This is a genomic window from Phycicoccus sp. Soil748 (assembly GCF_001428025.1).
Lineage (GTDB): Bacteria > Actinomycetota > Actinomycetes > Actinomycetales > Dermatophilaceae > Pedococcus.
In genome coordinates this window covers 101589-125847 of the sequence record NZ_LMSC01000006.1, presented here as the reverse complement: position 1 = coordinate 125847, position 24259 = coordinate 101589, and the positions used below count along the sequence as shown (strand labels likewise).

Below are 24259 nucleotides of genomic sequence, written 5' to 3'. Positions count from 1 at the left end.
CAACAGGAGGAAGCCAGAGCCTGAGGGCCGAAGAATCGCTCGCGAACGGAACAGCGTCTTTCCGCCGCCCTCGACGCACGCTGCGGCACGAATCGCCGTGGCCAGATTCTTGTGGGGGCAACCCTCAAGTCACACCCGTTGAATGTGAAGATAGACTTTAGGCCCATCCATTCCCGGGTCGAATAATGGGCGTTCGTTCTGGCGGTGTGTTGCTCCACATAGCCACCCTTGAGAATTGAGATAATGAAAGGTTGCGCTTTAATGTCTCCACTTCGTCAACATCCAGTTTGTTTATTAGATCCTGGTGGCAGAACCAGTAGTGCGTTCCCCAGACCATCCAATGCATCGCATACTCCTGAGCGGACTTTGGATTGTCTTCGAAGTGATTTGCCAGTCGCGCAACATCACCGTAACCCTCCTGCGTAGTGCCAAGGAGGAGGTGCCAATGTCCACTGTCCGCAATAACGCTAACGGCAATGGGTACAGGAGAACGGATGTCGACTCCGCCGTTCGTAGGGATGTACGCAGCGTCTGCCAGTTGGACCACGTCGTGGCGCTCGTCGCCTAACCCAATTGACACTCTGAAGTGCGAGGCCGGCGCGGAGGCGGTGCTCTGAACGCCCCCGGCCAAGCGGAGCGCCTGCCCGAGGTCGTGAAGGTGCGTACGGAACTGATCGAGTTCCATCGCAGTCTTCCGAAGATCGTCAGAGGCGTCATTGAGCATTTCGATTTCGCGAACCTTGAGGCTAGGCGCGAGGTTAGCCATGGTCTCGCTGCTTGGGTGCAATTGCTCACCAATCTCTCTCAGCACTTCGGCGCGGAGAGTCTTTTCATGCTCGGCTGCATCCGCAGCCCGCATCAGCTGACGAGGCTCTGCGTACTCGCCTCCAAAGACCCCTTCATCTTCCCAAGGGAAGAGGTGGTCGTCACAGCGCTTGCAGTAGCCGGGAAAGATGGGCTGCCGCCAACTCCGTGTGATCGGCTGCAGCGAGATCTCCTGGTTGACCCAGTCCGGCGTGACCAATTGTGTGAGCGGACCAACGGCGCGTAGCAGCGAGTCAGGGATGACGTGAGAACCGATCGCCGGTTCTTCGCAACCCGCGATCCAGCATGTGCCCTTCGGCTCGATGCTCGCTCGCTGTCTGGCGCCGTCGATGACGTGGAATATCTTCGCGATGAGCCGCGGGTCGGCGGTCCGACCCTTGTAACGGTCGCCGAGCCTATAGAGCAGATTTTCGAGTCCAACGTTGGCCACAATTCCCCCTAAAAGTGCGAGAGAGACTACCCGAATTCGCCTGGCAGCAGCGTTCGGGGAGTAGGGCGGATGCTGGTTGGGCGCGTGGTAGCCCCGAGCGCCCCCATGCGAGCACCTCCCCGGGCTCGAACTCGCCACCACCTCGCCGCCAAACCTCACGGTCCGCCACGATGCGCTCAAGTGCGCGTCGTTGTCACTCGTTTGACCACCCGGGCCACTCCCCCTCGCGGGCCAATGTCGTAAAGCCCAAGTGTGACCCGCGCAGACCGCGGGGTAATGCATTCCTCTCTGGATCGCCGGGCTGGCGGGGCTCAGAGCCTGGCGCGCTGCCGCATCCAGACGGCAGGAACACTCAGGAAGGGCGCCCCACTCCGCCGCAAGCCGCGCCGGCCTAGGTGTAGTGACCACGGACGTTGTTGACATGAGGGAGGACCTCCGGGCGAAGTGATGGGTGTCGAATCCGTTGCTTCCACCGGAGGTCCTCATGTCCAACGCTATGCCCCGGCTATCGCCATGGTCACGCTTGCTGCTTGTTGAACGGGTGCTGGCGGGCCGTCCCGCGGCCCACGTCGCCGCTGAGGTGGGTGTGTCCCGGGCGACCGCGTACAAGTGGCTGGCACGGTTCCGTGCCGAGGGCGCGGCGGGGTTGTTCGACCGGTCCAGCCGCCCACGGACCAGCCCACACCGCACCGACCCGGCGACCGAGGCCGCGATCGTGGCGTTGCGGCGTGACCGCCGCCTGGGCCCGGCCCGGATCGCCGGCATTCTGGGTTTGAATCCCTCGACCGTGCACCGGGTCCTGGTCCGCCACGCGATGCCACGCCTTTCGTGGCTGGACCGGCCGACCGGGCAGCTGATCCGCAGGTACGAGAAGTCCCGCCCCGGTGAACTGGTCCACGTCGACGTCAAGAAGCTCGGCCGGATCCCCGCCGGTGGTGGATGGTTCGCCCACGGCAGGTCCGCCCGACCCAGCACCAACAGGTCCAGGCCGGGATATGAGTTCGTGCACTGCGCCATCGACGACCACACCCGGCTGGCCTACGCCGAGATCCACCCCGACGAGCGGACCGAGACCTGCGCGGGCTTCCTGCGCCGGGCCGCAGCCTGGTTCGCCGACCACGGCATCGACCGCATCGAGGCCGTCATGACCGACAACGCCCTGGCCTACCGCAACGGCCGCGCCTGGCAGCAAGCACTGACCGACCTCGGCGCCACCGCTACCTTCACCCGCCGAGACCGGCCACAGACCAACGGCAAAGCAGAACGCTTCAACCGCACCCTGCTCGAGGAATGGGCCTACTCCCAACCCTTCACCTCAAGCAGCCACCGGGCCGACGCCTTGCCAACCTGGCTACACACCTACAACCATCACCGAACCCACACCGCGATCGGCGGACAACCACCCATCAACCGTGTCAACGACCTTGCGGGTCACTACACCTAGGCGCTGGACGCTGGGAGAGGGTCGTCAGTGCGCGTATGCCGGTTGCTCCGAAGTGTCGTCCTTTGCTGCCCTCGCCGGGTAGAGGCTGATCCCTGCCCTCCTTCGTGGTTGTCAGCACCCATCGGACAGGGCTCACGTGGCGTGAGATTCCGCATGATGCGAAGCGCTTCCTAAACGTGCTTTTCTGATGCCACAAGCCAAGACACGAGGAGAAATGATGGACCACGACTTGACGATTAGCCATGACGCCAGCGAGCACTGTCCGCGATGCGGCAGCAGCAACTGGCTCATCAATCAGGGTGAGGCCCCGAAGTTGCACACTCAGCCCGCCACCAACCTAAACGATCGCGCGTGCAACGAGTGCGGTGAGATCTGGCCGGCCTCGAGCATGGGGCCGTCCTAGCAGACAGATGTCGACCCTTGAGGGCGCGGCAGACCGCCGCGGCTGCGACGGCCGCGCACATTGCTAGGTCTACTAGGCCGCAAGGCGATCCATATCGCAAGGTCGGATTCGGGGCGCGCGCCCGGCGAGCAATGTGGGCGGCATCGACTACGCTCCTGACGAACGGGAGGAGGTTGCAATGAGCGGCAGTCCGCTATTGGGGATGACGGTGGGTCAGATCCGTGAGAAGGCCCGGGCTGACGCGGCACGGGTTCTCCGTGAGACGTGGGGAAGCCCGCCTGCGGTGCCAGTTCAACCCGTCAACATCGCGCGTGCTCTTGGCTTGGGCGTCTTTTCGGCAGAGCTCGGCGATGACGCCTGGGGGATGCTGATCGGTTCGTCGGCGGGCGTCGACATCTATCTCGATCGCGACCAGCCCACGAACCGGTTTCGCTTTTCGTGCGCCCACGAGATTGGTCATTTCGTACATCGCGACGCCGACATTGAGGCCGATCAGGCATTCGTGGACAAGCGATCAGATGCCGGGCACGGTCGCGCGGATGAGATATTCGCGAACGAGTTCGCGGCTAGCCTTCTCATGCCGGAGGCGCACTTCGTCTCAGCCGTCCGAGCAGGCGAGGACAACTACGATCTCGCACAGCGCTTCGACGTGTCCCTGCAGGCTGTGCAACTGCGCCGCCACCACCTTAATCTCTGACGTCGAGCATGGATGAGTTGACCGGGGAACCAACCTCGCCCAATGACGCGGCAGATGATGAGACGACGCCCGCAGACCCACCCAAGGTGCCCGTACCAGCATCCGAGGCGCGCAAGGGAGTTCAACAACCCGTCGAGCTTGCCGACAGCCCCAGTGGCATCGATGGCGAGCCGGGGGCAGGGACGCTATCCGGATTCCTGACGTACTACCCATTCCTGCGGCTCTTCTGCGCAGTGGCCCACAAGCAGTTTCCTGGAAGCCACCGTCCGGAGACGCGGGTTGCACGACTGCGCGAGCATCACCCCAAGTTCTACGGTTTCTGCATCGCGATGGACCTGCTTGTGGTGTTGATCTGCACGGTCATCCTTCTCACGGCCGCAACGGTTGCGCTCTACAAGACCCTTTCCTGAGTAGTCGAGACCTTCATTGCGCCGCATCGCCATCAATTGACTCGACAAGGTCGTCGCGCAACGCGCCCGACATCCCCGCCTCACCCACCGTCGTCTCAATCGAACGGGTCACTGACGTCAGGGCTGGCTTGATCAAGAAACGCCAACAGTTCTTCCTCGGACCGGAATCCGTGACGCTTCACGGTGTCGGCGAACGAAAATACGCACTCATCGAGCAGGTCCGAGGCGTAGGCGGAGACCTTGGCGAGACGGCTGCGCGAGTTGTCGCTGAAACCCTGATGGCCGACCTCACTGCGCAGGTCGTAGAGCGCGCGGAGTTTGGCCGAGTCCCGATGGGATGGCTGTTGCAGCGAGAGCAAGCGTGAGATGAAGCGCCCCGTTACTCCGCCGGCGGCGACGTGGTCGCTGACCAGGCTCTCGAGGCCCACAACCAGATGGAGGAGCTTCACGTCGTAGGAGGTGTCCTGGCCCGCGATCCAAGCGAATCGGCAAGCTGCGGCGAGACGGCGCCCGAGTCCTTGGGCGGGGCTCCCAGTCTCTGCTTCTGCTACCAGTTCAATAAGGCCCGGCCGTTTGTCGAGGGCGCGTGCGACATTGATGTCTGGGTGTTGCGATTCAAAACTGATGGCGTCGGTCGAGTGGCGTCGCGAACTGGCCTGCAGTCCTACCATGGGCAGGCCCTCGTCGAAGTCGCTTCCAGGGTCACGTGGCGCGTCGGAGCGCGAAGGGCCGCCAAGAATCCATGGAGGGCTGGAGGGCCAGTTGTTTTCCCTTTGGTCGATCAACCAGAAAGCTCCAAGGAGCGCCTCGACTTGCTCCTTGGAGCGAAGGGCAGCGCTGTAGTCAACGGCGTCGATGGTGACGGCGAAGATCGCGACCTTCGAGAGTGGCGCTCCGTCATCGAACGCTTCTGGGTCAGATCGAAACGCAAGGATCTCTTCCGTCCACCACGCGTCGTGGGTGAAGTGCAAGGACTGGCCCACTGCGGCGACTGCAAACTCAGATACTGCGGCTTCCCCGGAGTCCCCCATCGGAGCGAGAAGGACCCGACCACTAAGCCGGATCAGCGGGTTCTCCATGCCCTCGAAGTTGAGACCCGCGACGGGGAATGCGGTTACCGAGCGGGCCATCAGTTCGCCGATGTTGCCCAAGAGGTCGCGACCCAGACCAGCAAACTCACGGGCCCCGGTGAGCACGCCGCCGATAGCTGACGCGATCTCGTGCTGGATGAGGGTGGCGTCCGCCGCCTCCGGCAAGGCGAGATGCTCCTGCAGCCTGCGAGCCAGCAGTTCCATGTGCTCCCTGGCACTTCGATTCATCGTTAGAAGGTGTGAGCGCCCATACGAATAGATGAGGTCTTCATCCGGCCCACCTTCGCCCAGGTAGCTGAAGGTGTCCACGCCAAGGAGCCAGTCGTCGCGACCGGGCACGGTCTTCTTGGTGCCCTTGAGTACGCGTCTCAAGAGTGTGTCGACGGTTTTTGGGCTCAGGTCCTTTGGTGGCATCGCGATATCTTGTCAGGGACCGGTCTGCGACAACCTTCCTTCTCTGCACTTCCGCGAGTGGAATGCTGCGATTGCAACGCGAAGAGTCCTCCTACATCGGCGTCGTCGTGATAATCGTGGGCGACGGCCACTCTGGACGACAGAGTCGACGATGTCGACGATGTGTCGGAGAACAGCGGCAGATCGCGGGCTGATCGCCGCATCGCCCGCCGCCACCGCGCGGAAGAACCCTGGCCACGAAGTGTTCCGGTGAGCCCCACGGCGTCGGTGAGCACTAGCGTTGCCGGGGGTGTGTCACTCCGCCGCGTCCGCCGTGTCAGCGGCTGAGGTAACTCAGGGTCCAGCGGGCAAGCGGCGACGAGGTGCTGGACTGGCTCGAGTCAGGCATGTGAACGATCGCACCGGCTCCCTGTGCACCTTGGCTCCGCAGCGGTCAGCAGGCCGTCATCTCCGCGAGGCGAGCCTGTTCCGGCGTGCGGGCCGCCACATCGGTGTCGCATGCCTGCTGCACCGAGTCGGTCAAGTTCCGCTGTTGGCTTTCGGCGTCGTCGAGCTTGGCCAACTGGTCGGGGCAGACGTTGCGAAAGTTAATGCGCAAACCGTCCAGGGGCTCACCGGCGTCCTTCTGCATGCTGACGAATAGGGCCAAGTCACCTGTGGTGTCGTTGCACATATCGCGGGTCAGCTCTTCCAGCTTGACCATGTCTATGCCGGTGAAACCAAGGGCGTCCAAGTCGCGTTCCCACGCCGCCCGGTCGACTTGGTGGCTGCGCGATTGCGGGGCGGACATCGTGGCGGACGGTTGGGCGGAGGGGTGAGCCGGCTCGCCGGACGTGCATCCGGTCAATGTCGCCGCCATAGAACACGCCAACGCTGCCACACTGGCGACCCGGACCTTGCCCACAACCATGTTTTCTCCAGACTTGTGCGCTCACCGCCTGCAGCGGCATTCATGGGCGCATATTAGGCAGTTCATTGGACGCCGCGGCCGCAGCCACGCGCACGCACCCGCGCTTTGTCGCCTGGGCCTGCTCCCTGCGTCTAACCGCCGCGAGAGGGTCGGCACACTAGGCGCTAGATGCAGTGCCAAGTCGTTGGAACTATCGAATGTCGTGCTGACTGGAACCAATGGGTGCTCTAGTGATCACATCACCGACCGACAGTGGGAGGACCATGGGGAACTGGCCAAGGCCCGTAGACCCGGTCTGACCAAGGTCGTGAATCACCGTCAGCACGCCCTCTCTGCGGGACTCGAGGTGGCTGCGGAGAACCTCGGCTGCGCTGACAGGGAGGGTGACGACCGAGCGGACGCGATTCCAATCGTCATCACTCATGTCGAATAGAAACAGGGCATCAAACTGGGCCAGTTGCGCCCTAGTTAGATCTCCCGGATACCCGTAGTACCACAAGCCGCGCCGTCCCCGACAGGATAGAAAGGCTTCCAAAGTCCTTGCGCCCGCGCCCGCGTGCCCGAGGGGGTCAAATCGCATCACCGTCCGCCGCCCGCCGCGAGCAGTGCGTGTGGCCGCGTTCGGCAGGGACTGTTCCCAGCCAACTTTCACGGGCTCGAGGTCCTTGAAGCGCGCGGTCGCAGCCATCGTCGCTTCGGCGACCCGCGACAGCGTCGTGGCCCAAGGACGCTTGTTATGTACGAACACCATTCCAGTTACTAGGGTTCTCCACAGTTCGGGCCGACTAAGAAGCTCGGTCACGTCGTTCGGTTCAAAGTTCACTTGCGCGGCAGGAGTTGGCGACAAGGAACTCATTGATCAGTCCTCGTCACTCAAGACAAACGCGGGGCCACGGGCCCGGCTGGCCCGCAACACGTACAGCGTGTCACCTCCAGAAGGCCGGTACTCAGAGAGGGCGGTTTGCACATCAGCGGGCGCAAGGGCCACCAACCATTCATCGGGCTCGCCAAGTCGCAGACTTCGGACCACATCGCTGCGTATGTTGTCCAGGGTGTTGGTCGGGTCGATTGATCCGGTCCGGACGAGGATCGGATCTTGAAGCACGATCACCTTGATTGGGATCACGCCGCCTCCTATTCGCTGCTTAACGCACCCGGAGTCACCAGAGCCATCTAGAGACGACTGCTGGAAAGAGGATCACATGGATCCACAGGTTTGGGGAACAGTCTCGGCATTGGTGGCGAGCGTCCTAAGCGCGGCGGCGCTCCTAGTGTCGGCCACCACCCTGCGGATGACCAGGCAGGATCGTCTCCGCGCTCAAGTCGATCTGTGCGCGACGTGGGTGTGGCGAGACGACGGGGGAGCATGGTTCGTCACCTTCAAAAACGCGAGCGCCTTGCCAATGCGCGACATCCGCGTATCGGTCCTGGCCAATGGCCCCGCTTCGCGGGGTCGTGTGGTGCGTCTGTCCTTTGCAAGGCCGGGAGCAGAGGAAGTTGCTCCGCTCGGCGTCGCGCTCGTCGACCCAGTCATCGATGCCTACGAGGTGCGAGACTCGCGCTTCAGAACCTGGCGGTGCGACAACCGCAATCCCGCCAGGGAGGTGGCGCGCAACCGAATCGACTCGTAGCTGACTGGTGGCCTCCGGCTCACTGCGGCAGTCCGCCGCCTGCCGGGCGACTCGATGTGGAATACCCAGTCATGCATACCCTGCGTCACAGCAGGCCCTGACGCCGCCCGTGGTCCTCGCCGGCGAGGGTCGCGCACGGCTCGACTGCGTGGGCCAAGGGGACACCAGACGTCCCCAGTCGGGGGTACCTTGCCGACATGTCCGACTACACGATCAGGGCACTCACGCCGGAGACCTTCGGCGACTTCGCCGCTCTCGTCGAGCGAAACAAGGGCATGTTCGCCAGCTGCTGGTGCACCTGGTTCCACCCCGAGGACCGGGAGCCGGACAGCGCCGCCGAGGACAACCGGGCGTTCAAGAAACGCCGAGTGGACGAGGGGATCGCCCACGCGGCGCTGGTCTACGAAGGCGACCTCGCCATCGCCTGGGCCGAGTACGGAACACCCGAGGAGCTGCCCAACATCCACCACCGCAAGGAGTACCTCGCCACCGCCGAGCGACTTCCCGACTACCGGGTCACGTGCATCCAGGTCGAGCGCGCCCATCGAGGTCAAGGCTTGGCGGCAGTGGCCCTGCGCGGAGCCGTCGAACTGATCGCCCAGGCGGGAGGCGGCCTGGTCGAGGGCTACCCCCACGACACCGGCGGTGTTCGCAAGAAGAACTCGTCGTTCCTCTACAACGGCACCCGCACGATGTACGAGCGCGAGGGCTTCACCTACGACCGGCCCAAGGGCCTGGGGAACTGCGTGATGGTGCGCGAGGTGGCCCCGAGCACAAGCGACTGAACCGATCCGGCGCCCCATGCGGAGTCGACGGCTACCCGGCGCCGCGCGTTCTCCAAGACGTGCGCCGCTTCGTCACGACCGCGCGTCAGCGTCGGTCGTGACAGCTCATCGCCGCCGTCCCGGCTGCGCGTCATTTCGGCTCCCCTTTGTTGTCAACCGGTGGCCGACACGGTCCTCGGGCGGGAGGACTTCCGTGCGGACCGAGGCGGTTGTAGCGTCGGGTTTGCGGGTCCGGGAAGTGGCTGATCCGAAGTGTCGATGTGCGGGGGCAGGTCGACCGCGCTGGATTCTTTAGACGCCCCGCAGTGCCCTCCCGGGCCCGCGCACACTCGCTGTGCCGCATCGATCTGGGCGTCTTGGAGCAGCTGTCGGAAGATGGCGTCGGAGATCCTTCGCTTGAGGCACCGGATCGCTTCGAGGGGCTTCTTGCCCTCGGCTCGTTTGCGTCGGTAGTAGGCCCGGCCGTCGGTGTCGAGGCGGATCTGGCTGATCGCGGCGATGTGGATCATGTGGTTCATCCGGCGGTTTCCGGCCCGGGACAGCCGGTGACGGTTCTGCTCACCTGAGGACGCATCCAGTGGTGCGGTGCCGGTCCAGGACGCGAACCGGTTGCGGTCGACGAACCGGCTGATGTCGCCGACGTCAGCCAAGGTCCGGGCCGCGACGACGGGTCCGACGCCGTGCAGGTCCATCAGGTGTGAGCCGCGGGCGAGAACGATCGCCTTGAGCTCGGAGGTGGCCTTCTTGATCTTGGCGTCGACTGCGATCAGCTCGGCCAGCTCCTCGGCGGCGATCCGTCGGCGGGTCTTCCCGGCGATGTCACGCGGGCGGACCGACGCGAGCATGGCCTTGGCCTGACCGGTAGTGATGTCCTTCTTCGCCTGTCCTGGAAGGAGTTCAGCCAACAACGCCTGGAGCCGGTCGACGGTCTGGACCCGGCGCCGGGTCAGTGCCTCACGGCGGTCGACCAGCATCCGCAGCGCTTCGAGCTCCCCGTCGAGCTGCAGCACCCGCAGGGTCGTCGTGCGGACCGCGACAACCGCGATCGAGTGCGCGTCACGGGCATCGGTCTTGCGGTTGTGACCAGTGTCGAACAGGCGAACCCGGGCAGCGAGCTTGGCCGGGACATCGACAACGTGTTCGCCATCTTCGAGAAGCCGCTGCGCCAAGGGTCGGCCGGCACCGTTGCTGCCCTCCACCGCCCACACCCGGTCCGGCCATCCGGCAACGTACTTGCGCATCGCGGCGTAGCCGGCCCGGTCGGTGGTGAACCTGCCCGAGCCCAGGAACTTCTCGTGGCGGTCGACGACCTCGATCGTCGCCGAAAGCTTGTGGGGATCGACCCCGATGATCACGTGATCCGTGTTCGGCATGTGCTGCTCCCGCCTGCGCTCGTTCCTTGATGTGGACGGCGAGGTGGGCATTGCTACTACGAGCAGGGCAGTCCCTTCTTGAGCCACGCCTCGTCACGGTGACCGACGGGCCGCAGACCGAAAGAGAGCCACACCAGTACAGCCGGTGGGCAGCCGCATGGAGAGCTGCCCGCCGATCACCTGGACCGAGTCTGGCCAGACGCCGGCCCTAAGGGAATCGTCTAGTAGCCGCCTGCGGCGCGCTCAGGGTCCCGCTCATGCGATGAGTGGACGTTCTAGGTCTCGACTCGGAACCGGCCACCTATTGTCTTGACTTGATGGATAGATCCCGCCGAAGCCGGTTCAAACGTGCGCACCCGCGCTAGTGTCCGCGCATGTTCAACGAGTCGTGGCCTTGGAAGCGGGATCTCGCCGCAGTTGCGGACCGCCTTGAGGAAGCTCGACTCGGACTAGCGCATCGTCTGGAGTTTGGCGACGGTGACGATGCCTATGAGCAAGAAACAGAGGCGGTGTATCAGGTGGAGCGCGACGTGATGTCTGGCGCCTTCGCCGTCCGCCGCCTCATCGCCATGCCGTCGAAGGTGACGAAGAGGGCCCGAGCGGCAAAGGTCGTCGTGACTCGGTTCCCGCTACGCGGCGATGCCAGTGCCCCTGACTCCTGGGATGCTCTCGGCGACTTGGAGATGTACGACATGGACGCGCGCAAGGAGGTGACGATCTCGGCGAACGAGATGTGCAACCTCTTCGTCCATAGTCTGATATTTCGCTTGGCGTGGACACTCGAGGGTCTTTCATGGGCCAACTACTGGGCGCTGCCTGCGGACGATCCGCGATGTGAAGAGACGCCCACGGAGGTTTCCGGACTCCTCGTTGCTACCGATAAGTCGAGCAGTCAATACCTGACGCTGGTGAGCGTTCTGGAACTCGTACGCGTCTTTCGGACCCTGGCGAACGACGAGGTCAGCCAGGTGGTTAGCCGACGCGACCAGCAAGGGCGAATGCACGTCACCACCGAATAGTTAGAGCGGGCAGGAAGCAGAGCAGCTAACCGATTACTGGATCTGCCGCAGTGCGGAAGGTGCGTCTAACCGCCGCCTATCGCAGACCCGCCAGGCTGAGATGCTGGCTTCATGGATCATTCTGAATTGGCGTTGTTGATCGACCGGACGTGTCGACTGACTGGGGCGTTCACGTTGCGGTCGGGACAGATTGCTGGAGAGTACTTCGACAAGTACCTGTTCGAGTCTCAGCCACAGATCCTTCGCGCCGTGGCACAGGAGATGGTGCCGCTGGTGCCCCCAAGTACCCAAGTACTTGGCGGGCTCGAACTTGGGGGCATTCCCCTAGCGACGATGGTCAGCTCGATCACTGGGCTCCCGGTGGTGTTCGTTCGGAAGAAGGCCAAGGAGTACGGCACACGTCGGCTCGCTGAGGGTCTTGATGTGGGCGGTACCTCCGTGACACTCATTGAGGACGTGCTTACTACCGGGGGCGCCGTCAGGGAGGCCACTGGAGCGTTACGTGCTCTTGGGGCGACTGTGGCAATGGCGATATGCGCGATCGATAGGAGTGGCCTGCCAGGTGGGCCCCTCAAAGATGTCGAGGTTGAGACGCGCTCGGTGCTCACCAAGGCCGACCTCGACCACGCCCGAGGCGGTGCCGGCGGGTAGCCACTGAGGCGCGTCTACCGCCGCAAGTTGGGCGGCTCGGGCGAGTCCGCCTAACTCTCAGCGACCAGCGCGGCGACACCGTCAAGGACGACCTTAAGCCCAGAGTCGAACTCGTTGCCGTATTCGTAGCCTGGCTTGAGGACGTGTTCGACCGTCATCTCGAAGAGATAGGGAAACTCGGAGACGGGAAACGTCTCCATGATGGCCCCCGTCATGGCTGCCAGCTCCGACTCGTCTCGAAAGGGCAGATTGACCTCCTGCAGGACGAAGCCATGGACGTAGCTGTCGACCACCGAGATCGCGTGCGCCGCCTGCAGGACCGAGAACCCGCCCTCGCGGAAGCACCGGATCCCCGTCTCCAGGAGCCCCAGGGTGGCTGGCCCCGGGCTCGTCCTTGAGGCCATCAAGCTCACAGCCCAGGGGTGGCGGCGTAGGCACGCGCGGGTGTGGTGGGCCCGCTCGCTGATCGCCGCCCGCCAGTCCGTGGTCGGCCCGGGGCGCTCGATCTCGGCTGCGACGATGTCGACCAACCCGTCCAGAATCTGGTTCTTACCGCTGACGTGGTGGTAGAGCGAAGCAGCCTCGACGCCCAGCTCGCGCGCGAGCCGGCGCATCGTGACCGCTTCCAGGCCATCGCCGTCCGCGACGACGAGCGCGACCTGCAGTGCCCGTTCCAGGTTCAACGGCGCCCTGTTGGCGACCTCGGTCGGCCTGCGTCCCATGGGTCCTGCCCCTCCTCGTGGTTCTTCATCCAACTGCCGGCGCGCGACCCTCGACAATCTAACGGCGTTAGAGTAGCGTCCGAACTTCAATCTAACACCGTTAGAAACGAGTTCTGAAACCCGCTCCTGACGCAATCGGAAGGACACGCCATGAGCTTCACGAGAATCCCGAGGTCCAACGCGAGGGATCCACTGTCCAGGAGGGGCGCTGCGACGGCCGTCGGGATCCTGTTCGTCGTCCAGATGGTCACCGCCATGTTCGGCACGTCCTTGATCCAGGCGTTCGTCGACGGCAACCCGGACCGAGGGCCGATGACCGTCGGCGTCGCACTGATGGCTGTATCCGGCTTCGCCGTCGTCGCGATCGGCCTGGTGATGTACCCGATCCTGAAGCAGGTCAACCCCAACCTTGCCATCTGGTACCCGATCCTCAGGATCGTCGAGTGCCTCGTCTCTGCAGCCTGCGGTGTCTATCTTCTGTCTGCGTCACAGGTCGTCCCGAATCACCTCCTGTGGGTCTACATCCCGACCGGCATCGGCGGCCTCGTCCTCTGCTACCTGCTGTACGTCGCACGGCTGGCCCCACGACCGATCGCCCTGCTCGGTCTCGTGGGCTACGCCGCTCTCACGATCGGAGTGCCTCTCGACCTCCTCGGCGCCCTCGACATGGGCACCGGCGCCGGGATGCTCCTCGTCGCCCCCGGCGGACTGTTCGAGCTGGTGTTCCTTCCGACCTGGTTGATCGCCAGAGGATTCCGGCCACTGCGGTCCACCACCGACCTCAGCGCACCGGCCTTGGCCACGGCCCACTGACCGACCTCGAAAAGCCGCCGGAACCCTCGTATGTCACTCATTGAGCAGCGGAGGACCATCTGGCCCGGAGCCGCGGAGACTCCTCCTGCGGGTGCGCCGGGTCCGAGGTCCTTCGCTGTTCGGCGGAAGGTGAGTCACTCCGCCGCGAGGCGACCAGCTGGCCCGACCAGTCCAGTCCTGCGGGTGCAGGCGACCCAAACCATTCAGTGCCCTCACCTCAACCGCTCGGCCCGGGCTGAGGCTTAGGCTCGGGCGGTGAAGGAGAGTCACACCAAGCGGCTCGCCGACCTGTCCACGTACGGCGACTCGCAGTTCTACCTGTTCGCCTTCCTGATCTTGGGCACCGTAGCGGGTGGACTCATTGGCTGGCCCACGGGCTACCCGGGGGAAGCTGCGGGTGCTGGCGCGGGTATCGGGCTAATCACTTGGGTCGTACTGGTTGTTCGCGCCCACCTTGACCTTGTCGACTACCGCGGTACTCATCGTGAGGAAGATAACGGAGACGATGAGGTGGAGCCGGGAGACGAATTGCGTCCAAGGTAGGGCCACCACCCAGGTTCGGTCACAACTATCACGACCGTGCTGTGCTTCTCTTCGGGCGCGTGCGGGACACGGCGGCCTAGGCCGCTGCCCTGCCGCCGTCATGATCCGGCCGAGCGTGCTCGCGGAGTCCGAAGATGATTAGGTATCCGACGATCCAGAGTTCACCAATCGTCGCGGGAACGGTCAGCAATCCGGCCATGAGATCGGCATTCGCGAAGACGTAGCTGACGAACGTGCTGAGGATGTAGCCCACACCGCCGACCATCAGCAGCTGGCCCAGCAAGCGCGGCGTCCACCGCGACCGCACGACGAGCCAGCCCATCGGGATCAGCCACAGGCCGAAGAACAAGCCCCCGACTGTCCAGAGATGACCGCTGATGACATACAGGAGTTGGACAGTAGCGGCCGTGCCGCCGGGCACGGCTAATGACTTGTCATTTGAGACATCGAGGGCCGTGCCGAGCATCGCGGCGCTGCCCAGGATCACGGTTGCGTTGACCATCCCGAACACCGCGATCAACCCTGCGGCGAACGTGTCGACGCTGCGGAACAGGCGGTAGAACCACACGGCTGCCAGTGCCTGGGTCAGCACGATGCCCAGCTCGAGCACGATGCCAATGCGCGCCACCGGGGTGTGGTCGACCAGGTTGGACAGAGTGGCGCCGGGGTCGCCTGCGACGTAGAGCTGGCCGCGGACGAACTGGAAACCAATGGCTCCAGTGACGGCCAGTCCGAGATACAGCAGCCCGGTCGTGCGAGCCGTGCCGGTGAGGCCGGCACCGATCGCGTCGGGGGTCGACCCGGCCCGGGTTTTCGTGGTGGTCATCGCCAACTCCTCTCAACGGAGACGCTGCTGATGCAGGGTCAGAACTTGCCCAGTGCGATCTCTGAGATCAGCAGGGCAAGGGGAAGTAGGCCAAGCGCGGTGGCAAGCATGACCATCCAGGACCGCTCGTGGTGACGGACGACTGCGACCAGGCCTGTGATGACAGCGCCGATCCCGCACGCCCAGATGCCGAGACCCCACACGAGCTGTGCCCAACTGTCGGTGTAGCTGGCGGCTGGTTCCACGATGTTCAGGGCGAAGGCAAGTACGAGCAGGAGGACGCCAGCAACGCTCAACCCTGCGAGCGCGATCGCCTGCCGGCCGAGGTGGGATTTCGGCCACCCTCGCAGGGGGCGACGACTACTCAAATGCGTGGTCACACCTTGAGTCTCGTCGTCGCGTGGCTGGCACCCAGAGTCCAAAGTCCTTCCGGGTCATACATCCGAGCAGTGTGGAACGGCTGCACGACGACGATTCCAAGCCGGCGACGCGCCTGCGTCATACCGCCGCAAGCTCCGCTCGCACGCACTCTCTGCAGAGCGCTCTATTCAGGTACGCGAGGGGATGGTGGCCACACCGGCGCTCTGGGGCGCAGGATGAGGGCGTGGAGACTTGGGACGCCTTGCGGGCGCGACGAAATGTTCGGCAGCTCACTGAGCAGCCAGTGCCCGACGAGGCGCTCGGCCGAATTCTCGAGGCTGGGCGACGGGCCGCGTCGGCGGGCAACTGGCAGCCGTGGGACTTCGTGGTGGTCACGGACCGGGCACAACTGGTCGAGCTCGCCAAGGTCTGGCAGGGCGCCAAGCATGTCGCCGGAGCGACCGCCGCGATCGCCATCGTCGCGCCAGACCCTCAGGACGATCGGCAGTCGGCTCTGCTGCAGTACGACCTTGGCCAGGCCACGTACGCGATGACCATCGCTGCGGCGGACCTGGGGTCGGCACGGGCCACGCGGCGGCCTCCGACCAGAACCAAGCCAGGGCCGTTCTCGGCTTTCCCGAAGGACGGTTCCTTGCCTACCTGCTCTCCGTCGGTTATCCGTCGGACAAGCCGTTGGACGTCATCGAGCGGCTGAACCGACGCCCCTTCCACGAGGTCGTGCACCGCGGAGGGTGGTGACCAGTCGACGCCGCCAACGAGACCGCAGTCCACCAGGTCACGTCCGACGTTGCGCCCTGCGGTCAGTGGCTCGAGCGGGCCAGCGCGACGAAGTCCCGGATCCCCGCTTCAGGCAGGTACGCGCGGCTCAGCGCCAGTCCGATGCGAGGCAGCGCCGTGTCGTCGGGAAACACCAGGTAGAGCGGATAGAGGTGTGGCTGGAACTTGGCCTTGAAGGTGTGCAGCGACCGAAAGCCGTAGTAGGGCTCGAGCGCGGCTCCCAAGCGGTCGAGAAACGCGTCGAGGGTGCCGCGGTCCAGGGCCGAACCATCAACGGCACTGCTCCTCGCCAGTGGCGCGCCGGACAGGGAGGCGACTCGACAGCCCTCCTCCTTGAAGGCCAGGCACGACGAGGAGATCAGGAACTCCATCGAGTAGCGGAAGCCGCCCGGCAGGCGACGCATGACATCAAGGGTCCAGCCAGCAGGGTCCCCGCCACCCACCTCGTGGATCGGCATCCATGAGGTGACACCGTGCACGGTCGACTCCGCGTCGATCGCCAGGCCCACCCGGACGTGCGGGTCCAGTGCCTCGTCAACCCCGCCCAGAGTGAAACCCATCTCCGGAAGACCCTTGTCCTCGACCCACTCGGACGAGATCGCCTTCACCTGCATCTGGATGCCGCGAGGCATGCCACCCAGCTGTCCCAGGCGCAGCGTGATCCCGANGGACAGGTCGATCACCGCTTCCTCGGCGACCTGCAGGCAGTGCCAGCCGGAGCTGGTGGCGTGGCGAGCAGCCTCCGCTGTGACTGTGAAGAGGCATGGAACCAGGCCCGCAGCGTGCACGGAGTTGGAGAAGGCACCAAGCAGCCCCGACCGGTCCGACTCGCGGGCCGCCACCGGGTCACACAACCCGATCGCGACCCCGGCGTGGACGCGGTAGGCGATGTAGCCGGCATACTGCCCACTCTCGAACCACCGGTTTTCCGGCCATGTGGTCATCCAAGCCAACCGGTTCACAGTGCCTTCCTCCTCCAGCAGGGCGGTGGCCACGGAGCGTTGGTCGTCCGCCGAAGGAGCAAGGAGGTTGCCCGCGGTGCGCCGGGCCTTGCGGGGCGAGGGGTTGCGGAAGGCGTGCCTGCCCGTGACGAGGACGGTGAGTCCCAAGGCGTTGCCGCACAGCTCATAGAGGACGACCGGAAGGCCCGGCTCCCTCGCCACCAGCATCATGATCAGGCCGACCAGCTGGATTCCGACGACCGCGACAAGCAGTCCGGTCGCCCAGCGCCACGCGCGACGGCGTCCCTTGTAGAGGCTGCGCGCCAGCCAGAACCACAGAGCCGCCTGCACGACAGACCCCCAGAACTCGGTGTCCCTCAGCTCCTGCGACCGTGCCTGCTGTGACAGCGTGCTGGCGAGCGGGCCGTCGGCGGTAGTGAACGGCTGGATCAAACCCTCGAGGGCGGCGAGGACGAAGAAGGCGCAGGCCAGCAGCCTGAAGTCCCGGCGTGTCAACGGACGGCGGCTCAACCGTGGAGCGCGCCCGACGAGGAGCGGACCGAGAAACAGCCCACCGCCCACGCCGAGGAGGTGCTCGAGGTCAGCGAGGCTCCCCATGTGGATCAGGAACAGCAGCGCGTATGTCGCAAGTCCAGCGCGCAGACGCCCACGCCATGGCGGGGTGAGCGTGGCGGAGGCGGCTGCCGCTGCGCCGAGGAATCCCGCGGAGGGACCCGCATCCCAATGCAGGGACAACGCCGTCGCCCAGCCGTAGCCGTGGTTGCGGCTGACCCAGAGAAGGACCGACGCGGCGAGCACCCCCCACAGGTGGGTGACCGCGATGGCGATGGCGGCACGAGACACCCCCAGGCGCCACTCGGCAAAACCGGCAAAGAGCACCAGCCCGGGCAAGATCACGAGGTAGTGCGCTGGCTGCAGTGCGACCAGCGCTCCCGTCACCGGCGTCCACCACGACCCGGATTCAAGCGAGGGAAGTCCGTACGCGATCTCGTTAACCGTGGGTCGGCCGGCCAACGGCTCCCACAGGGTCCGCAAGATGATCGACGCTCCCACCACCACTGCCGCCAGTGAGATCGTGAGCGGGACACGCCGCAGTACCGTCTGGAGACGATGCATCCCCCATGGTGGACCTGAAGGCCATTCCGCCACCTCCGTCAATGGTGCGACTGCGCGGCGAGCCGGGCCTGCGGCACTTGGGCGGCCCTTACCTATGTGTGAGCGGCTCCGGCCACTCGCTTCGTGCATCACGCGGCAACCTGTCCGGCCGGGTGCACCCTCCGCGGTGTTCCTCCGCCCCGCCGCGTCACACCGCCGCGAGAGTTCCTCTGGTACGGGGGAATCGCGTGAGGGCGTGGCTGGAGGCCTCACCCATCGCTGTTAACCGGTCGTTCTGGGTCAGGGCAGCAATGACTGAAATACGGTGTTCCACCGGCTCGAGCGGATCGCGCCCAGAGACGGCGCCGACGGAGATGCTCGGGGTCCGGTGCCCCGGCTCGACGTGGGCTCCGCTCGCCCAGCTACCAAGCGCCCAGATCAGGCTCCTCCGGTCGTACGCCCCTGATCACCAACCACATCGCCAGGCCGACCTCGGCGATGAACCCGACCGCCCAGGACGGGTAGCTGATCGCCGGGTGTGAAGGAGCCAGGAACACCTGGAGGAACCAGACGAGGACAGCGACACCGTCGAGCAGTAGGAGCCAGCCGAGGAACCGCGGCAGGAAACGCGACCGGAGGACCAGCCACCCCAGGGGGAACAGCCACGCCGAGAAGAACAGCTGTGCCGTGACGAACCCGTCCAGATAGGTGCTGACCGACAGCCCGGCCAGGGCGTCGAGCTGCGGGCTGGTAAGGCCGCGCAAGTCCATGCTTCCGTCTCCCTGCTCCAAGGCTGCGACGAGGGGCAGGTAGCTCGCGCACTGCACGGCCACCCCCACCGCGTTGAGGACGAAGAAGAGCAGGGCCAAGGACTCGTCGACCGGGCGCAGCAAGAGGTAGAGCGCCCATGCCGTCAGGACGAAGAGCAGGCCCGAGCACAGGGCTGCGACCAGGCCCACACGGAACATTGCCTCGTGCCCGGTGATCGTCGCCCGCAGGGCCTGTGCGTCGCTGAGCCCGATGTCGCCGACCAAGCTGGCGAACACGTTCGCCAGGACGTAGGCGAGGTAGAGGCCACCGGCCCATCGGGCAAGCCTCGACCGATCCATCGTGACGATCATGATGGTGTCCTGTGCGTCGGCTCCTGGTGAGCGAGGTTGGGTCGGATCATTCGTGAACGGGTGAAGAACCCGACGGCCACCCCCAGCGCGCCGATGCGAATCGCGTTGATCACCAGACCCACCAGGAACCAGTGGCCGCGCTGGGCCATCCCCGACCCCAGGACCGGGGGGATGCCCACGACCACCGTGAGCAGCGCCAAGGCGCCTGCTGACAGGACCAGAGCCTTGGCCAGCTCGCCGCGACCTGGGACGTGGTCCCCGAACCGCATCAGCAGGAAAGCCACTGCGCTCGAGATGACGACTCCGCCGACAGCCGCCTCCACGAGCATCGGGACGTAGTCGATGGACAGGGCAGACCGGTAGTCAGCGGCGACCGGGGTCAACGAGATCGCCAGGTTGGCCATCCAGAACGCGGCCGCACCAGCGACGGCCGGCAGCCACCACGTCTGGCCGTGGATGCCGCCCGACTCACCGTCGTGCACAGCGGACCCGTGTCGGCCGGCCCTCGACGTACCCGCTCTCTGGCCTCGGGGGTCGAGCCCATTCGGTGACGCCGGACCAGTCCTCACAGTCCCACGATCGGTCGCAAGCCTTCGCGCGACCAGTGCCCAAGGTCCCCGTCCAGCACACCTCTACGCCGCCGGTGCTCAGACGTCAGGCTCTGTTCGGTCGAACCGCGCGACGGTACCTTCGTTCTCGACGAGCGGGTCCAGCGCTCTTCTCCGCTGAGGGTGGGGCTCAGCCGCTCGCAGCGGCCAAGGAGGTTCCTGCTGATGGCTTCCGGGCGACGACTCCTCGTGGCGATGCTGGTCCTGTTCGTGTGCGACTTCGTCGGCGGCCTCCTCGCCGTGACCTCGGGCGTCGCGACGTGGGGCGTCGCGTGGGGCTTCGACACCAAGTTCACCGTGCCGCTGCCGGTCGCCGCCGTCCAGCTGCTCCTGGCGTGGTTGGCCGCTCGCAACGTACGGCCGCCGGTCGGCTTCGTCGCGGCCGTCGTACTCGGTGTGTTCTGCCTGGCCAGCCTGCTGTCCGGGTTGTTCGACGGTGACCTCACCGACAAGGTCGCGTCGTCCGGTTACCCAGGGGGTATGACGTTCGGGTTCGTCCTGCTGGCGCTCACCGCCGTGGTCGGCGTGCAGGCCGTGGCCCGTACGAGGGAGCTGCGCCGGCGCCGCTGACGGCCGAGCGGCCGCCGCGCGGCCTCCGACGCGCCTGTGAGTCACCCTGCGAGCATGATCCCGACGAACAAGGTGGCCAGCGCGGTGAGACCGGTGAGCGCGCCGAAGACCGCCATCGCCGTGCGCGACGCCGCTCGCGCGTGCAGGTACGCGGTCAGGCCCGAGGCGATCACGAGCGTGTACTTCAGCATCAGGGTGTGCTCGTAGGCCGGCCCCTTGTCGCCCTCGGCGACCACGTTCCATACCCCGGTCAGGAGCAGGACCCCGAACGCGGGCCACGCGATCCGGTTGAAGGCATTGGCTGCCGCCTTCGGCACGTCGGTGCCGGCCGCGCGGAGCGCCGGGACCAGCGCGGCGAGGGTGATCTGCCCACCCACCCAGACGGTGGCGGCCAGGACGTGCAGGAAGAGGCGCAACGTGTCCAAGCTGACGGGACTCATGCTGCGAGAGCCTGCCACGTCGGCACGGAGTCCTCCGAGGCGCCTGTCGCAAGCCCGTCCGCCATGGTCAGCTCCGCCTCATACCGAGCGGCCTGGTGAACACCTGCTGCCGTTCGGTCGCCTCGGTGAGGTCGTGCCGGCGCGCCACGAGGAGCGACTGCACGTCGATGTACCCGGTGACGTCACCGTCCGCATCGACGACGGCGGCGCCGGCGTGCCCGTGCTCGGCGAACACGTAGGCGACGTGACGCAGGGTGTCGCCCTCGACGACGACGTAGTGGGCGCCGTCGGTCGCGAGCTCGCGGGCCATGTCCATCGCCTTCGGCGAGGTGTGCATGACGTCCGAGGCGAAGAAGGTCTCGAGCGGGTCGGTGGAGTAGTCGCGGGTGAGGTGCAGCCCGCGTCGGGCGATCTTCTCGGTGAGCACGGAGCGCTGGAGGACAAGGACCGACACCGCGAACGCCGTCGACGACGCGATGAGCAGCGGCAGCATCGCGCCCCAGGCGTGGGTGAGCTCGAGGGTGAAGACGACCCCGGTGAGCGGCGATCGCATCACGCCGCCGACGACCGCCGCCAGGCCGAGCATGGCCCAGAACCCGGGGAAGACGTCCGGGAACACGAGCCCCAGTGCCGCCCCGAGCGCACCGCCGATCATGAAGACCGGCGCGAGGACGCCTCCCGAGGTCCCTGAGCCGAGCGACAGCGACCAGATCAGCGTCTTGACGACGAGGATCCCGACGATCAGCCCCGTCGTCGCGCGACCGGTGAGCAGCTGGTCGATCACGTCGTAGCCGACGCCGAGTGCACGGGGCTCGACCAGGCCACCGAGGCCGATGACCAGACCGCCGATGGCCGGCCACCACATCCAGTGGAACGGCAGCCGCCGGAACAGGTCCTCGGCGAAGTAGACGAGCCACGTCGCGCCGAGGGCCACGAGCGCACCGCTGAGGCCGACGACGGCGCTGAGGGTCTGCGCGGTCCAGGCGATGTGCACGTCGCTGTGCGGCACCGGGAAGATCGGGCCGGTGCCGATGAGCGGGCCGCGCACGACAGTGGCGACGGCGACAGCGGCGACCACCGGCACGAAGCTGCGCGGGCGCCATTCGAAGAGGAGCAGCTCCACCGCGAGGAGCACTGCGGCGAGCGGGGAGTTGAAGGTGGCGGCCATGCCGGCCGCGGCACCGGCGACGAGCAGGGTCTTGCGCTCGTCGGCGGTGAGCCGCAGGTGCTGGGCGAGGATCGAGCCGATGGCACCGCCGGTCATGATGATCGGGCCCTCGGCGCCGAACGGACCGCCCGACCCGATGCTGATCGCGGCCGAGATCGGTTTGAGGACAGCGACCTTCGGCTCGATGCGGCTGCCGCCGATGAGGATCGACTCGATCGCCTCCGGCATGCCGTGGCCGCGGATCTTCTCCGACCCGTACCGGGCCATGAGGCCGATGACGAGGCCACCGACCACCGGCGCGAGCAGCACGAGCAGCCACGGGTGGTGCGTCGCGCCGGGCGCGACCAGTGAGGTCTCGAACCGTTGGTAGAAGACGACATTCGTCGTCAGTCCGATGAGCTTGAGCAGCGCGTATGCGGCGACCGCCCCGAATGCCCCCACCGGCAGCGCCCAGGCGGCGATGAGCAGCATCCTCGGGTGGACGTTGAAGTCACCGAGCTCCGCCCGCTTGGTGGCGGTCACAGCGGCACCGGCCCGGTGAGGTCGCGGTGCTGGACCCGGAGGGCGTCGTGCAGCACGCTGAGGCTGTCGGTGAGGGCGTCGAGGGCGTCGCCGTCCAGGCTGCGCAGCGCGCGGGTCAGCTCGCGTGAGCGCCAGGCAAGCACCGCCGCGATGACCTCCGTGCCGTGCTCGGTCAGGGCGAGGAGCACGCGACTGCGGCTCTGCGGGTCCGTGGACCTGCTGACGTGCCCGGAGGCGACGAGCCGGTCGGCCAGGCGCGTGACCGACGAACCGCTCACCCCGAGCACGTGCGCGAGGTCGGTGCAGGAGGACTGGCCCTCGTCACGCAGCGCGAACAGCAGGCGCATCTGCGGCAGCGACACCTCCCCGACCTCGTCGACACTGCGTACGGCCAGCCCGAGCAAGTCACGGGTGACCTGCTGCAGGGCCTCGACCGCGGTGGGGAAGGCGCGCTTTCCTTGCATGCGACAAGTCTTGCACCCGACAAGCGATCCACGGAAATCCGTCCAACGCCAACGCGGCCGGAGGCTGGCCACCGCGGGTGCGTCAGGCGCACGATGGTGAGGTGGAGACCTGGGATGCGCTGAGGGCGCGACGCAACGTTCGGCAGTTCACCGACCGGCCGGTCCCCGCCGAGGCGCTCGACCGGATCCTCGAGGCCGGCCGACGAGCACCGTCGGCGGGCAACTGGCAGCCGTGGGACTTCGTCCTCGTCACGGACCGGGCCCAGCTTGTCGAGCTGTCCAAGGTCTGGCAGGGCGCAGGACACGTGGCCCGGGCCGCGGCCGCCATCGCGATCGTCGCACCGCAGCCGCAGGACGACCGGCAGTCGGCGCTGCTCCAGTACGACCTGGGCCAGGCCACCTACGCGATGACGGTCGCCGCGGCGGACCTCGGCGTCGGCACCGGACACGCCGCCGCCGCCGACCAGGACCAGGCGAAGGCGGTCCTGGGCTTCCCCGAAGGTCGCTTCCTCGCCTACGTGCTCTCCGTGGGATACCCCTCGGACAAGCCGTTGGCGGTCCTGCACCGGCTCAACCGGCGCCCGTTCGACGAGGTCGTGCACCACGGGCGGTGGTGAGGCCGCCTACTTGCCGCGGAGCCCGATCGGGTTGCCGTCGGCGTCCGCGAGCACGCACACGCGGGCATCGGGGGCGACCTGGCGCGGCGCGTCCCGCTCGGTGGCGCCGGCCGCGAGCAACGTCTCCCGCATCGCGTCGAGGTCGTCGACGTCGGCGTACGCCACCGGTCCGCCATCACCCCCAGACGGGTTGAGGGCGACCTCGAAGCCGTCGACGTTGTAGCCCACGTAGTACGGCTCGTCGGTGTGCGGTGCGCCGAGCAACGCGGTGTACACGGCCTTGCAGGCCTCCAGGTCGGACACCGGGATCACCATGCTGCGGATCGTCGGGCTCATCGTCGTCACCTCCGGGTCAGGACGGCCGCCCCGCGGTCGTCTCGTGGTCGATGACGACCACGCTAGGAGCCGGCGGGCAGCGGCGCTTCTCCGATCCTGACCGATCCACGATCCAGCCAGCCACGTCTCGAAGCGACCACGCGACGAGGCGAGGAAGCGGTGCAGCTGAGGCTCGAACTCCGCGACGCGGTCGCGCAGCTGGAACATCCGG

General features: G+C 66.1%; 28 protein-coding genes and 1 pseudogene. 12 read left to right on the top strand and 17 right to left on the bottom strand.

The window, feature by feature from the left end; genetic code table 11:
• Positions 1 to 157 precede the first annotated feature (157 nt).
• On the bottom strand, positions 158 to 1255 hold the full coding sequence (locus ASG70_RS19190; protein WP_156399840.1) for a hypothetical protein: 1098 nt from the start codon (positions 1253 to 1255) through the stop codon (positions 158 to 160).
• A 484-nt stretch (positions 1256 to 1739) separates the two neighbouring features.
• On the opposite strand from ASG70_RS19190, the gene ASG70_RS05585 reads away from it, so the two are divergent.
• The 3 genes from ASG70_RS05585 (at position 1740) to ASG70_RS19185 (ending at position 4209) form a co-directional block, all read left to right on the top strand.
• Positions 1740 to 2699: an IS481 family transposase gene (locus ASG70_RS05585; RefSeq protein ID WP_056882867.1), complete on the top strand. Its 960-nt coding sequence runs from the start codon at positions 1740 to 1742 to the stop codon at positions 2697 to 2699.
• A gap of 581 nt (positions 2700 to 3280) precedes the next feature.
• A complete protein-coding gene (locus ASG70_RS05575; protein WP_156399839.1) occupies positions 3281 to 3799 on the top strand; it encodes an ImmA/IrrE family metallo-endopeptidase in 519 nt (172 codons plus the stop codon).
• Between the two features lie 8 nt (positions 3800 to 3807).
• Entirely contained in the window at positions 3808 to 4209 is a 402-nt protein-coding gene (locus ASG70_RS19185; protein ID WP_156399838.1) for a hypothetical protein, read from the top strand.
• A gap of 95 nt (positions 4210 to 4304) precedes the next feature.
• On the opposite strand, the gene ASG70_RS05570 is transcribed toward ASG70_RS19185, so the two are convergent.
• The 4 genes from ASG70_RS05570 to ASG70_RS05555 form a co-directional block, all read right to left on the bottom strand.
• Positions 4305 to 5714: a hypothetical protein gene (locus ASG70_RS05570; RefSeq protein WP_156399837.1), complete on the bottom strand. Its 1410-nt coding sequence runs from the start codon at positions 5712 to 5714 to the stop codon at positions 4305 to 4307.
• A 433-nt stretch (positions 5715 to 6147) separates the two neighbouring features.
• Positions 6148 to 6504, bottom strand: a complete 357-nt coding sequence (locus tag ASG70_RS05565) for a hypothetical protein (protein ID WP_156399836.1) — start codon at positions 6502 to 6504, stop codon at positions 6148 to 6150.
• 310 nt (positions 6505 to 6814) lie between these two features.
• Positions 6815 to 7480, bottom strand: a complete 666-nt coding sequence (locus tag ASG70_RS05560) for a hypothetical protein (protein WP_156399835.1) — start codon at positions 7478 to 7480, stop codon at positions 6815 to 6817.
• A 3-nt stretch (positions 7481 to 7483) separates the two neighbouring features.
• A complete protein-coding gene (locus tag ASG70_RS05555; RefSeq protein ID WP_056882861.1) occupies positions 7484 to 7750 on the bottom strand; it encodes a hypothetical protein in 267 nt (88 codons plus the stop codon).
• 76 nt (positions 7751 to 7826) lie between these two features.
• Between ASG70_RS05555 and ASG70_RS19180 the strand changes: the two genes are divergently transcribed.
• Positions 7827 to 8255, top strand: coding sequence for a hypothetical protein (locus tag ASG70_RS19180; protein ID WP_235531361.1), 429 nt, complete (start codon positions 7827 to 7829; stop codon positions 8253 to 8255).
• Between the two features lie 197 nt (positions 8256 to 8452).
• Positions 8453 to 9040, top strand: a complete 588-nt coding sequence (locus ASG70_RS05550; RefSeq protein WP_056882860.1) for a hypothetical protein — start codon at positions 8453 to 8455, stop codon at positions 9038 to 9040.
• 152 nt (positions 9041 to 9192) lie between these two features.
• Here ASG70_RS05550 and ASG70_RS05545 read toward each other — a convergent pair whose 3' ends face one another.
• A complete protein-coding gene (locus tag ASG70_RS05545; RefSeq protein WP_056882859.1) occupies positions 9193 to 10413 on the bottom strand; it encodes an IS110 family transposase in 1221 nt (406 codons plus the stop codon).
• 374 nt (positions 10414 to 10787) lie between these two features.
• On the opposite strand from ASG70_RS05545, the gene ASG70_RS05540 reads away from it, so the two are divergent.
• The gene (locus tag ASG70_RS05540; RefSeq protein WP_056882858.1) at positions 10788 to 11432 is read left to right on the top strand and encodes a hypothetical protein; all 645 of its coding nucleotides are present in this window, start codon (positions 10788 to 10790) and stop codon (positions 11430 to 11432) included.
• A gap of 126 nt (positions 11433 to 11558) precedes the next feature.
• Positions 11559 to 12083 carry an orotate phosphoribosyltransferase gene (locus tag ASG70_RS05535; RefSeq protein ID WP_235531359.1) on the top strand — a complete coding sequence of 175 codons (525 nt, stop codon included), beginning with the start codon at positions 11559 to 11561 and terminating at the stop codon, positions 12081 to 12083.
• 50 nt (positions 12084 to 12133) lie between these two features.
• On the opposite strand, the gene ASG70_RS05530 is transcribed toward ASG70_RS05535, so the two are convergent.
• Complete coding sequence (locus ASG70_RS05530) at positions 12134 to 12805, bottom strand: TetR/AcrR family transcriptional regulator (RefSeq protein WP_056882856.1); 672 nt, start codon at positions 12803 to 12805, stop codon at positions 12134 to 12136.
• A gap of 150 nt (positions 12806 to 12955) precedes the next feature.
• On the opposite strand from ASG70_RS05530, the gene ASG70_RS05525 reads away from it, so the two are divergent.
• Positions 12956 to 13618, top strand: a complete 663-nt coding sequence (locus ASG70_RS05525; protein ID WP_082590157.1) for a DUF4386 domain-containing protein — start codon at positions 12956 to 12958, stop codon at positions 13616 to 13618.
• 255 nt (positions 13619 to 13873) lie between these two features.
• Entirely contained in the window at positions 13874 to 14161 is a 288-nt protein-coding gene (locus ASG70_RS05520; RefSeq protein WP_056882854.1) for a hypothetical protein, read from the top strand.
• 76 nt (positions 14162 to 14237) lie between these two features.
• Here ASG70_RS05520 and ASG70_RS05515 read toward each other — a convergent pair whose 3' ends face one another.
• Together ASG70_RS05515 and ASG70_RS05510 are read right to left on the bottom strand one after the other, a co-directional pair.
• Positions 14238 to 14987, bottom strand: a complete 750-nt coding sequence (locus ASG70_RS05515; RefSeq protein ID WP_082590155.1) for a DUF4386 domain-containing protein — start codon at positions 14985 to 14987, stop codon at positions 14238 to 14240.
• Positions 14988 to 15025: 38 nt separating this feature from the next.
• Positions 15026 to 15367, bottom strand: a complete 342-nt coding sequence (locus ASG70_RS05510; RefSeq protein ID WP_056882853.1) for a hypothetical protein — start codon at positions 15365 to 15367, stop codon at positions 15026 to 15028.
• A 224-nt stretch (positions 15368 to 15591) separates the two neighbouring features.
• On the opposite strand from ASG70_RS05510, the gene ASG70_RS05505 reads away from it, so the two are divergent.
• Positions 15592 to 16062 carry a nitroreductase family protein gene (locus tag ASG70_RS05505; RefSeq protein WP_200949204.1) on the top strand — a complete coding sequence of 157 codons (471 nt, stop codon included), beginning with the start codon at positions 15592 to 15594 and terminating at the stop codon, positions 16060 to 16062.
• A 106-nt stretch (positions 16063 to 16168) separates the two neighbouring features.
• On the opposite strand, the pseudogene ASG70_RS20310 reads toward ASG70_RS05505, so the two are convergent.
• The 4 genes and pseudogenes from ASG70_RS20310 to ASG70_RS05490 all read right to left on the bottom strand — a co-directional run.
• Positions 16169 to 16812 (bottom strand): annotated as a pseudogene (locus ASG70_RS20310) (phosphatidylglycerol lysyltransferase domain-containing protein); the annotation flags it as partial.
• A 1-nt stretch (position 16813) separates the two neighbouring features.
• The coding region (locus ASG70_RS05500; protein ID WP_235531358.1) for a phosphatidylglycerol lysyltransferase domain-containing protein at positions 16814 to 18223 on the bottom strand (1410 nt) is incomplete at its 3' end.
• 401 nt (positions 18224 to 18624) lie between these two features.
• Entirely contained in the window at positions 18625 to 19311 is a 687-nt protein-coding gene (locus tag ASG70_RS05495; RefSeq protein WP_235531357.1) for a DUF4386 domain-containing protein, read from the bottom strand.
• 8 nt (positions 19312 to 19319) lie between these two features.
• The gene (locus tag ASG70_RS05490; RefSeq protein WP_056882851.1) at positions 19320 to 19805 is read right to left on the bottom strand and encodes a hypothetical protein; all 486 of its coding nucleotides are present in this window, start codon (positions 19803 to 19805) and stop codon (positions 19320 to 19322) included.
• Between the two features lie 291 nt (positions 19806 to 20096).
• Here ASG70_RS05490 and ASG70_RS05485 point away from each other — a divergent pair, with 291 nt between their 5' ends.
• Positions 20097 to 20501 carry a hypothetical protein gene (locus tag ASG70_RS05485; protein WP_156399833.1) on the top strand — a complete coding sequence of 135 codons (405 nt, stop codon included), beginning with the start codon at positions 20097 to 20099 and terminating at the stop codon, positions 20499 to 20501.
• A gap of 41 nt (positions 20502 to 20542) precedes the next feature.
• Here the strand turns inward: ASG70_RS05485 and ASG70_RS05480 are convergent, their stop codons facing one another.
• The 3 genes from ASG70_RS05480 to ASG70_RS05470 all read right to left on the bottom strand — a co-directional run bounded on the left by ASG70_RS05480 (position 20543) and on the right by ASG70_RS05470 (position 23095).
• Positions 20543 to 20941: a hypothetical protein gene (locus ASG70_RS05480; protein WP_056882849.1), complete on the bottom strand. Its 399-nt coding sequence runs from the start codon at positions 20939 to 20941 to the stop codon at positions 20543 to 20545.
• Positions 20942 to 21008: 67 nt separating this feature from the next.
• Positions 21009 to 22631, bottom strand: coding sequence for a chloride channel protein (locus tag ASG70_RS05475; RefSeq protein WP_200949203.1), 1623 nt, complete (start codon positions 22629 to 22631; stop codon positions 21009 to 21011).
• Positions 22628 to 23095 carry a MarR family winged helix-turn-helix transcriptional regulator gene (locus ASG70_RS05470; RefSeq protein WP_056882848.1) on the bottom strand — a complete coding sequence of 156 codons (468 nt, stop codon included), beginning with the start codon at positions 23093 to 23095 and terminating at the stop codon, positions 22628 to 22630. Before ASG70_RS05470 ends, ASG70_RS05475 begins: the two co-directional genes overlap by 4 nt.
• A 101-nt stretch (positions 23096 to 23196) precedes the next feature.
• Between ASG70_RS05470 and ASG70_RS05465 the strand changes: the two genes are divergently transcribed.
• Positions 23197 to 23712 carry a nitroreductase family protein gene (locus ASG70_RS05465; protein WP_056882847.1) on the top strand — a complete coding sequence of 172 codons (516 nt, stop codon included), beginning with the start codon at positions 23197 to 23199 and terminating at the stop codon, positions 23710 to 23712.
• Between the two features lie 6 nt (positions 23713 to 23718).
• On the opposite strand, the gene ASG70_RS05460 is transcribed toward ASG70_RS05465, so the two are convergent.
• Positions 23719 to 24048, bottom strand: a complete 330-nt coding sequence (locus ASG70_RS05460) for a VOC family protein (RefSeq protein WP_056882846.1) — start codon at positions 24046 to 24048, stop codon at positions 23719 to 23721.
• Positions 24049 to 24259: the final 211 nt, after the last annotated feature.

What these genes read in the sequence shown, in the direction of transcription:
- ASG70_RS05585 (WP_056882867.1), top strand. Translation starts at nt 1,740, where the DNA reads ATGTCCAACGCTATGCCCCGGCTATCGCCATGGTCACGCTTGCTGCTT.
- ASG70_RS05575 (WP_156399839.1), top strand. Translation starts at nt 3,281, where the DNA reads ATGAGCGGCAGTCCGCTATTGGGGATGACGGTGGGTCAGATCCGTGAG.
- ASG70_RS19185 (WP_156399838.1), top strand. Translation starts at nt 3,808, where the DNA reads ATGGATGAGTTGACCGGGGAACCAACCTCGCCCAATGACGCGGCAGAT.
- ASG70_RS05570 (WP_156399837.1), bottom strand. Translation starts at nt 5,714, where the DNA reads ATGCCACCAAAGGACCTGAGCCCAAAAACCGTCGACACACTCTTGAGA.
- ASG70_RS05565 (WP_156399836.1), bottom strand. Translation starts at nt 6,504, where the DNA reads ATGTCCGCCCCGCAATCGCGCAGCCACCAAGTCGACCGGGCGGCGTGG.
- ASG70_RS05560 (WP_156399835.1), bottom strand. Translation starts at nt 7,480, where the DNA reads ATGAGTTCCTTGTCGCCAACTCCTGCCGCGCAAGTGAACTTTGAACCG.
- ASG70_RS19180 (WP_235531361.1), top strand. Translation starts at nt 7,827, where the DNA reads ATGGATCCACAGGTTTGGGGAACAGTCTCGGCATTGGTGGCGAGCGTC.
- ASG70_RS05550 (WP_056882860.1), top strand. Translation starts at nt 8,453, where the DNA reads ATGTCCGACTACACGATCAGGGCACTCACGCCGGAGACCTTCGGCGAC.
- ASG70_RS05545 (WP_056882859.1), bottom strand. Translation starts at nt 10,413, where the DNA reads ATGCCGAACACGGATCACGTGATCATCGGGGTCGATCCCCACAAGCTT.
- ASG70_RS05540 (WP_056882858.1), top strand. Translation starts at nt 10,788, where the DNA reads ATGTTCAACGAGTCGTGGCCTTGGAAGCGGGATCTCGCCGCAGTTGCG.
- ASG70_RS05530 (WP_056882856.1), bottom strand. Translation starts at nt 12,805, where the DNA reads ATGGGACGCAGGCCGACCGAGGTCGCCAACAGGGCGCCGTTGAACCTG.
- ASG70_RS05525 (WP_082590157.1), top strand. Translation starts at nt 12,956, where the DNA reads ATGAGCTTCACGAGAATCCCGAGGTCCAACGCGAGGGATCCACTGTCC.
- ASG70_RS05515 (WP_082590155.1), bottom strand. Translation starts at nt 14,987, where the DNA reads ATGACCACCACGAAAACCCGGGCCGGGTCGACCCCCGACGCGATCGGT.
- ASG70_RS05495 (WP_235531357.1), bottom strand. Translation starts at nt 19,311, where the DNA reads ATGGATCGGTCGAGGCTTGCCCGATGGGCCGGTGGCCTCTACCTCGCC.
- ASG70_RS05485 (WP_156399833.1), top strand. Translation starts at nt 20,097, where the DNA reads ATGGCTTCCGGGCGACGACTCCTCGTGGCGATGCTGGTCCTGTTCGTG.
- ASG70_RS05480 (WP_056882849.1), bottom strand. Translation starts at nt 20,941, where the DNA reads ATGAGTCCCGTCAGCTTGGACACGTTGCGCCTCTTCCTGCACGTCCTG.
- ASG70_RS05470 (WP_056882848.1), bottom strand. Translation starts at nt 23,095, where the DNA reads ATGCAAGGAAAGCGCGCCTTCCCCACCGCGGTCGAGGCCCTGCAGCAG.
- ASG70_RS05460 (WP_056882846.1), bottom strand. Translation starts at nt 24,048, where the DNA reads ATGAGCCCGACGATCCGCAGCATGGTGATCCCGGTGTCCGACCTGGAG.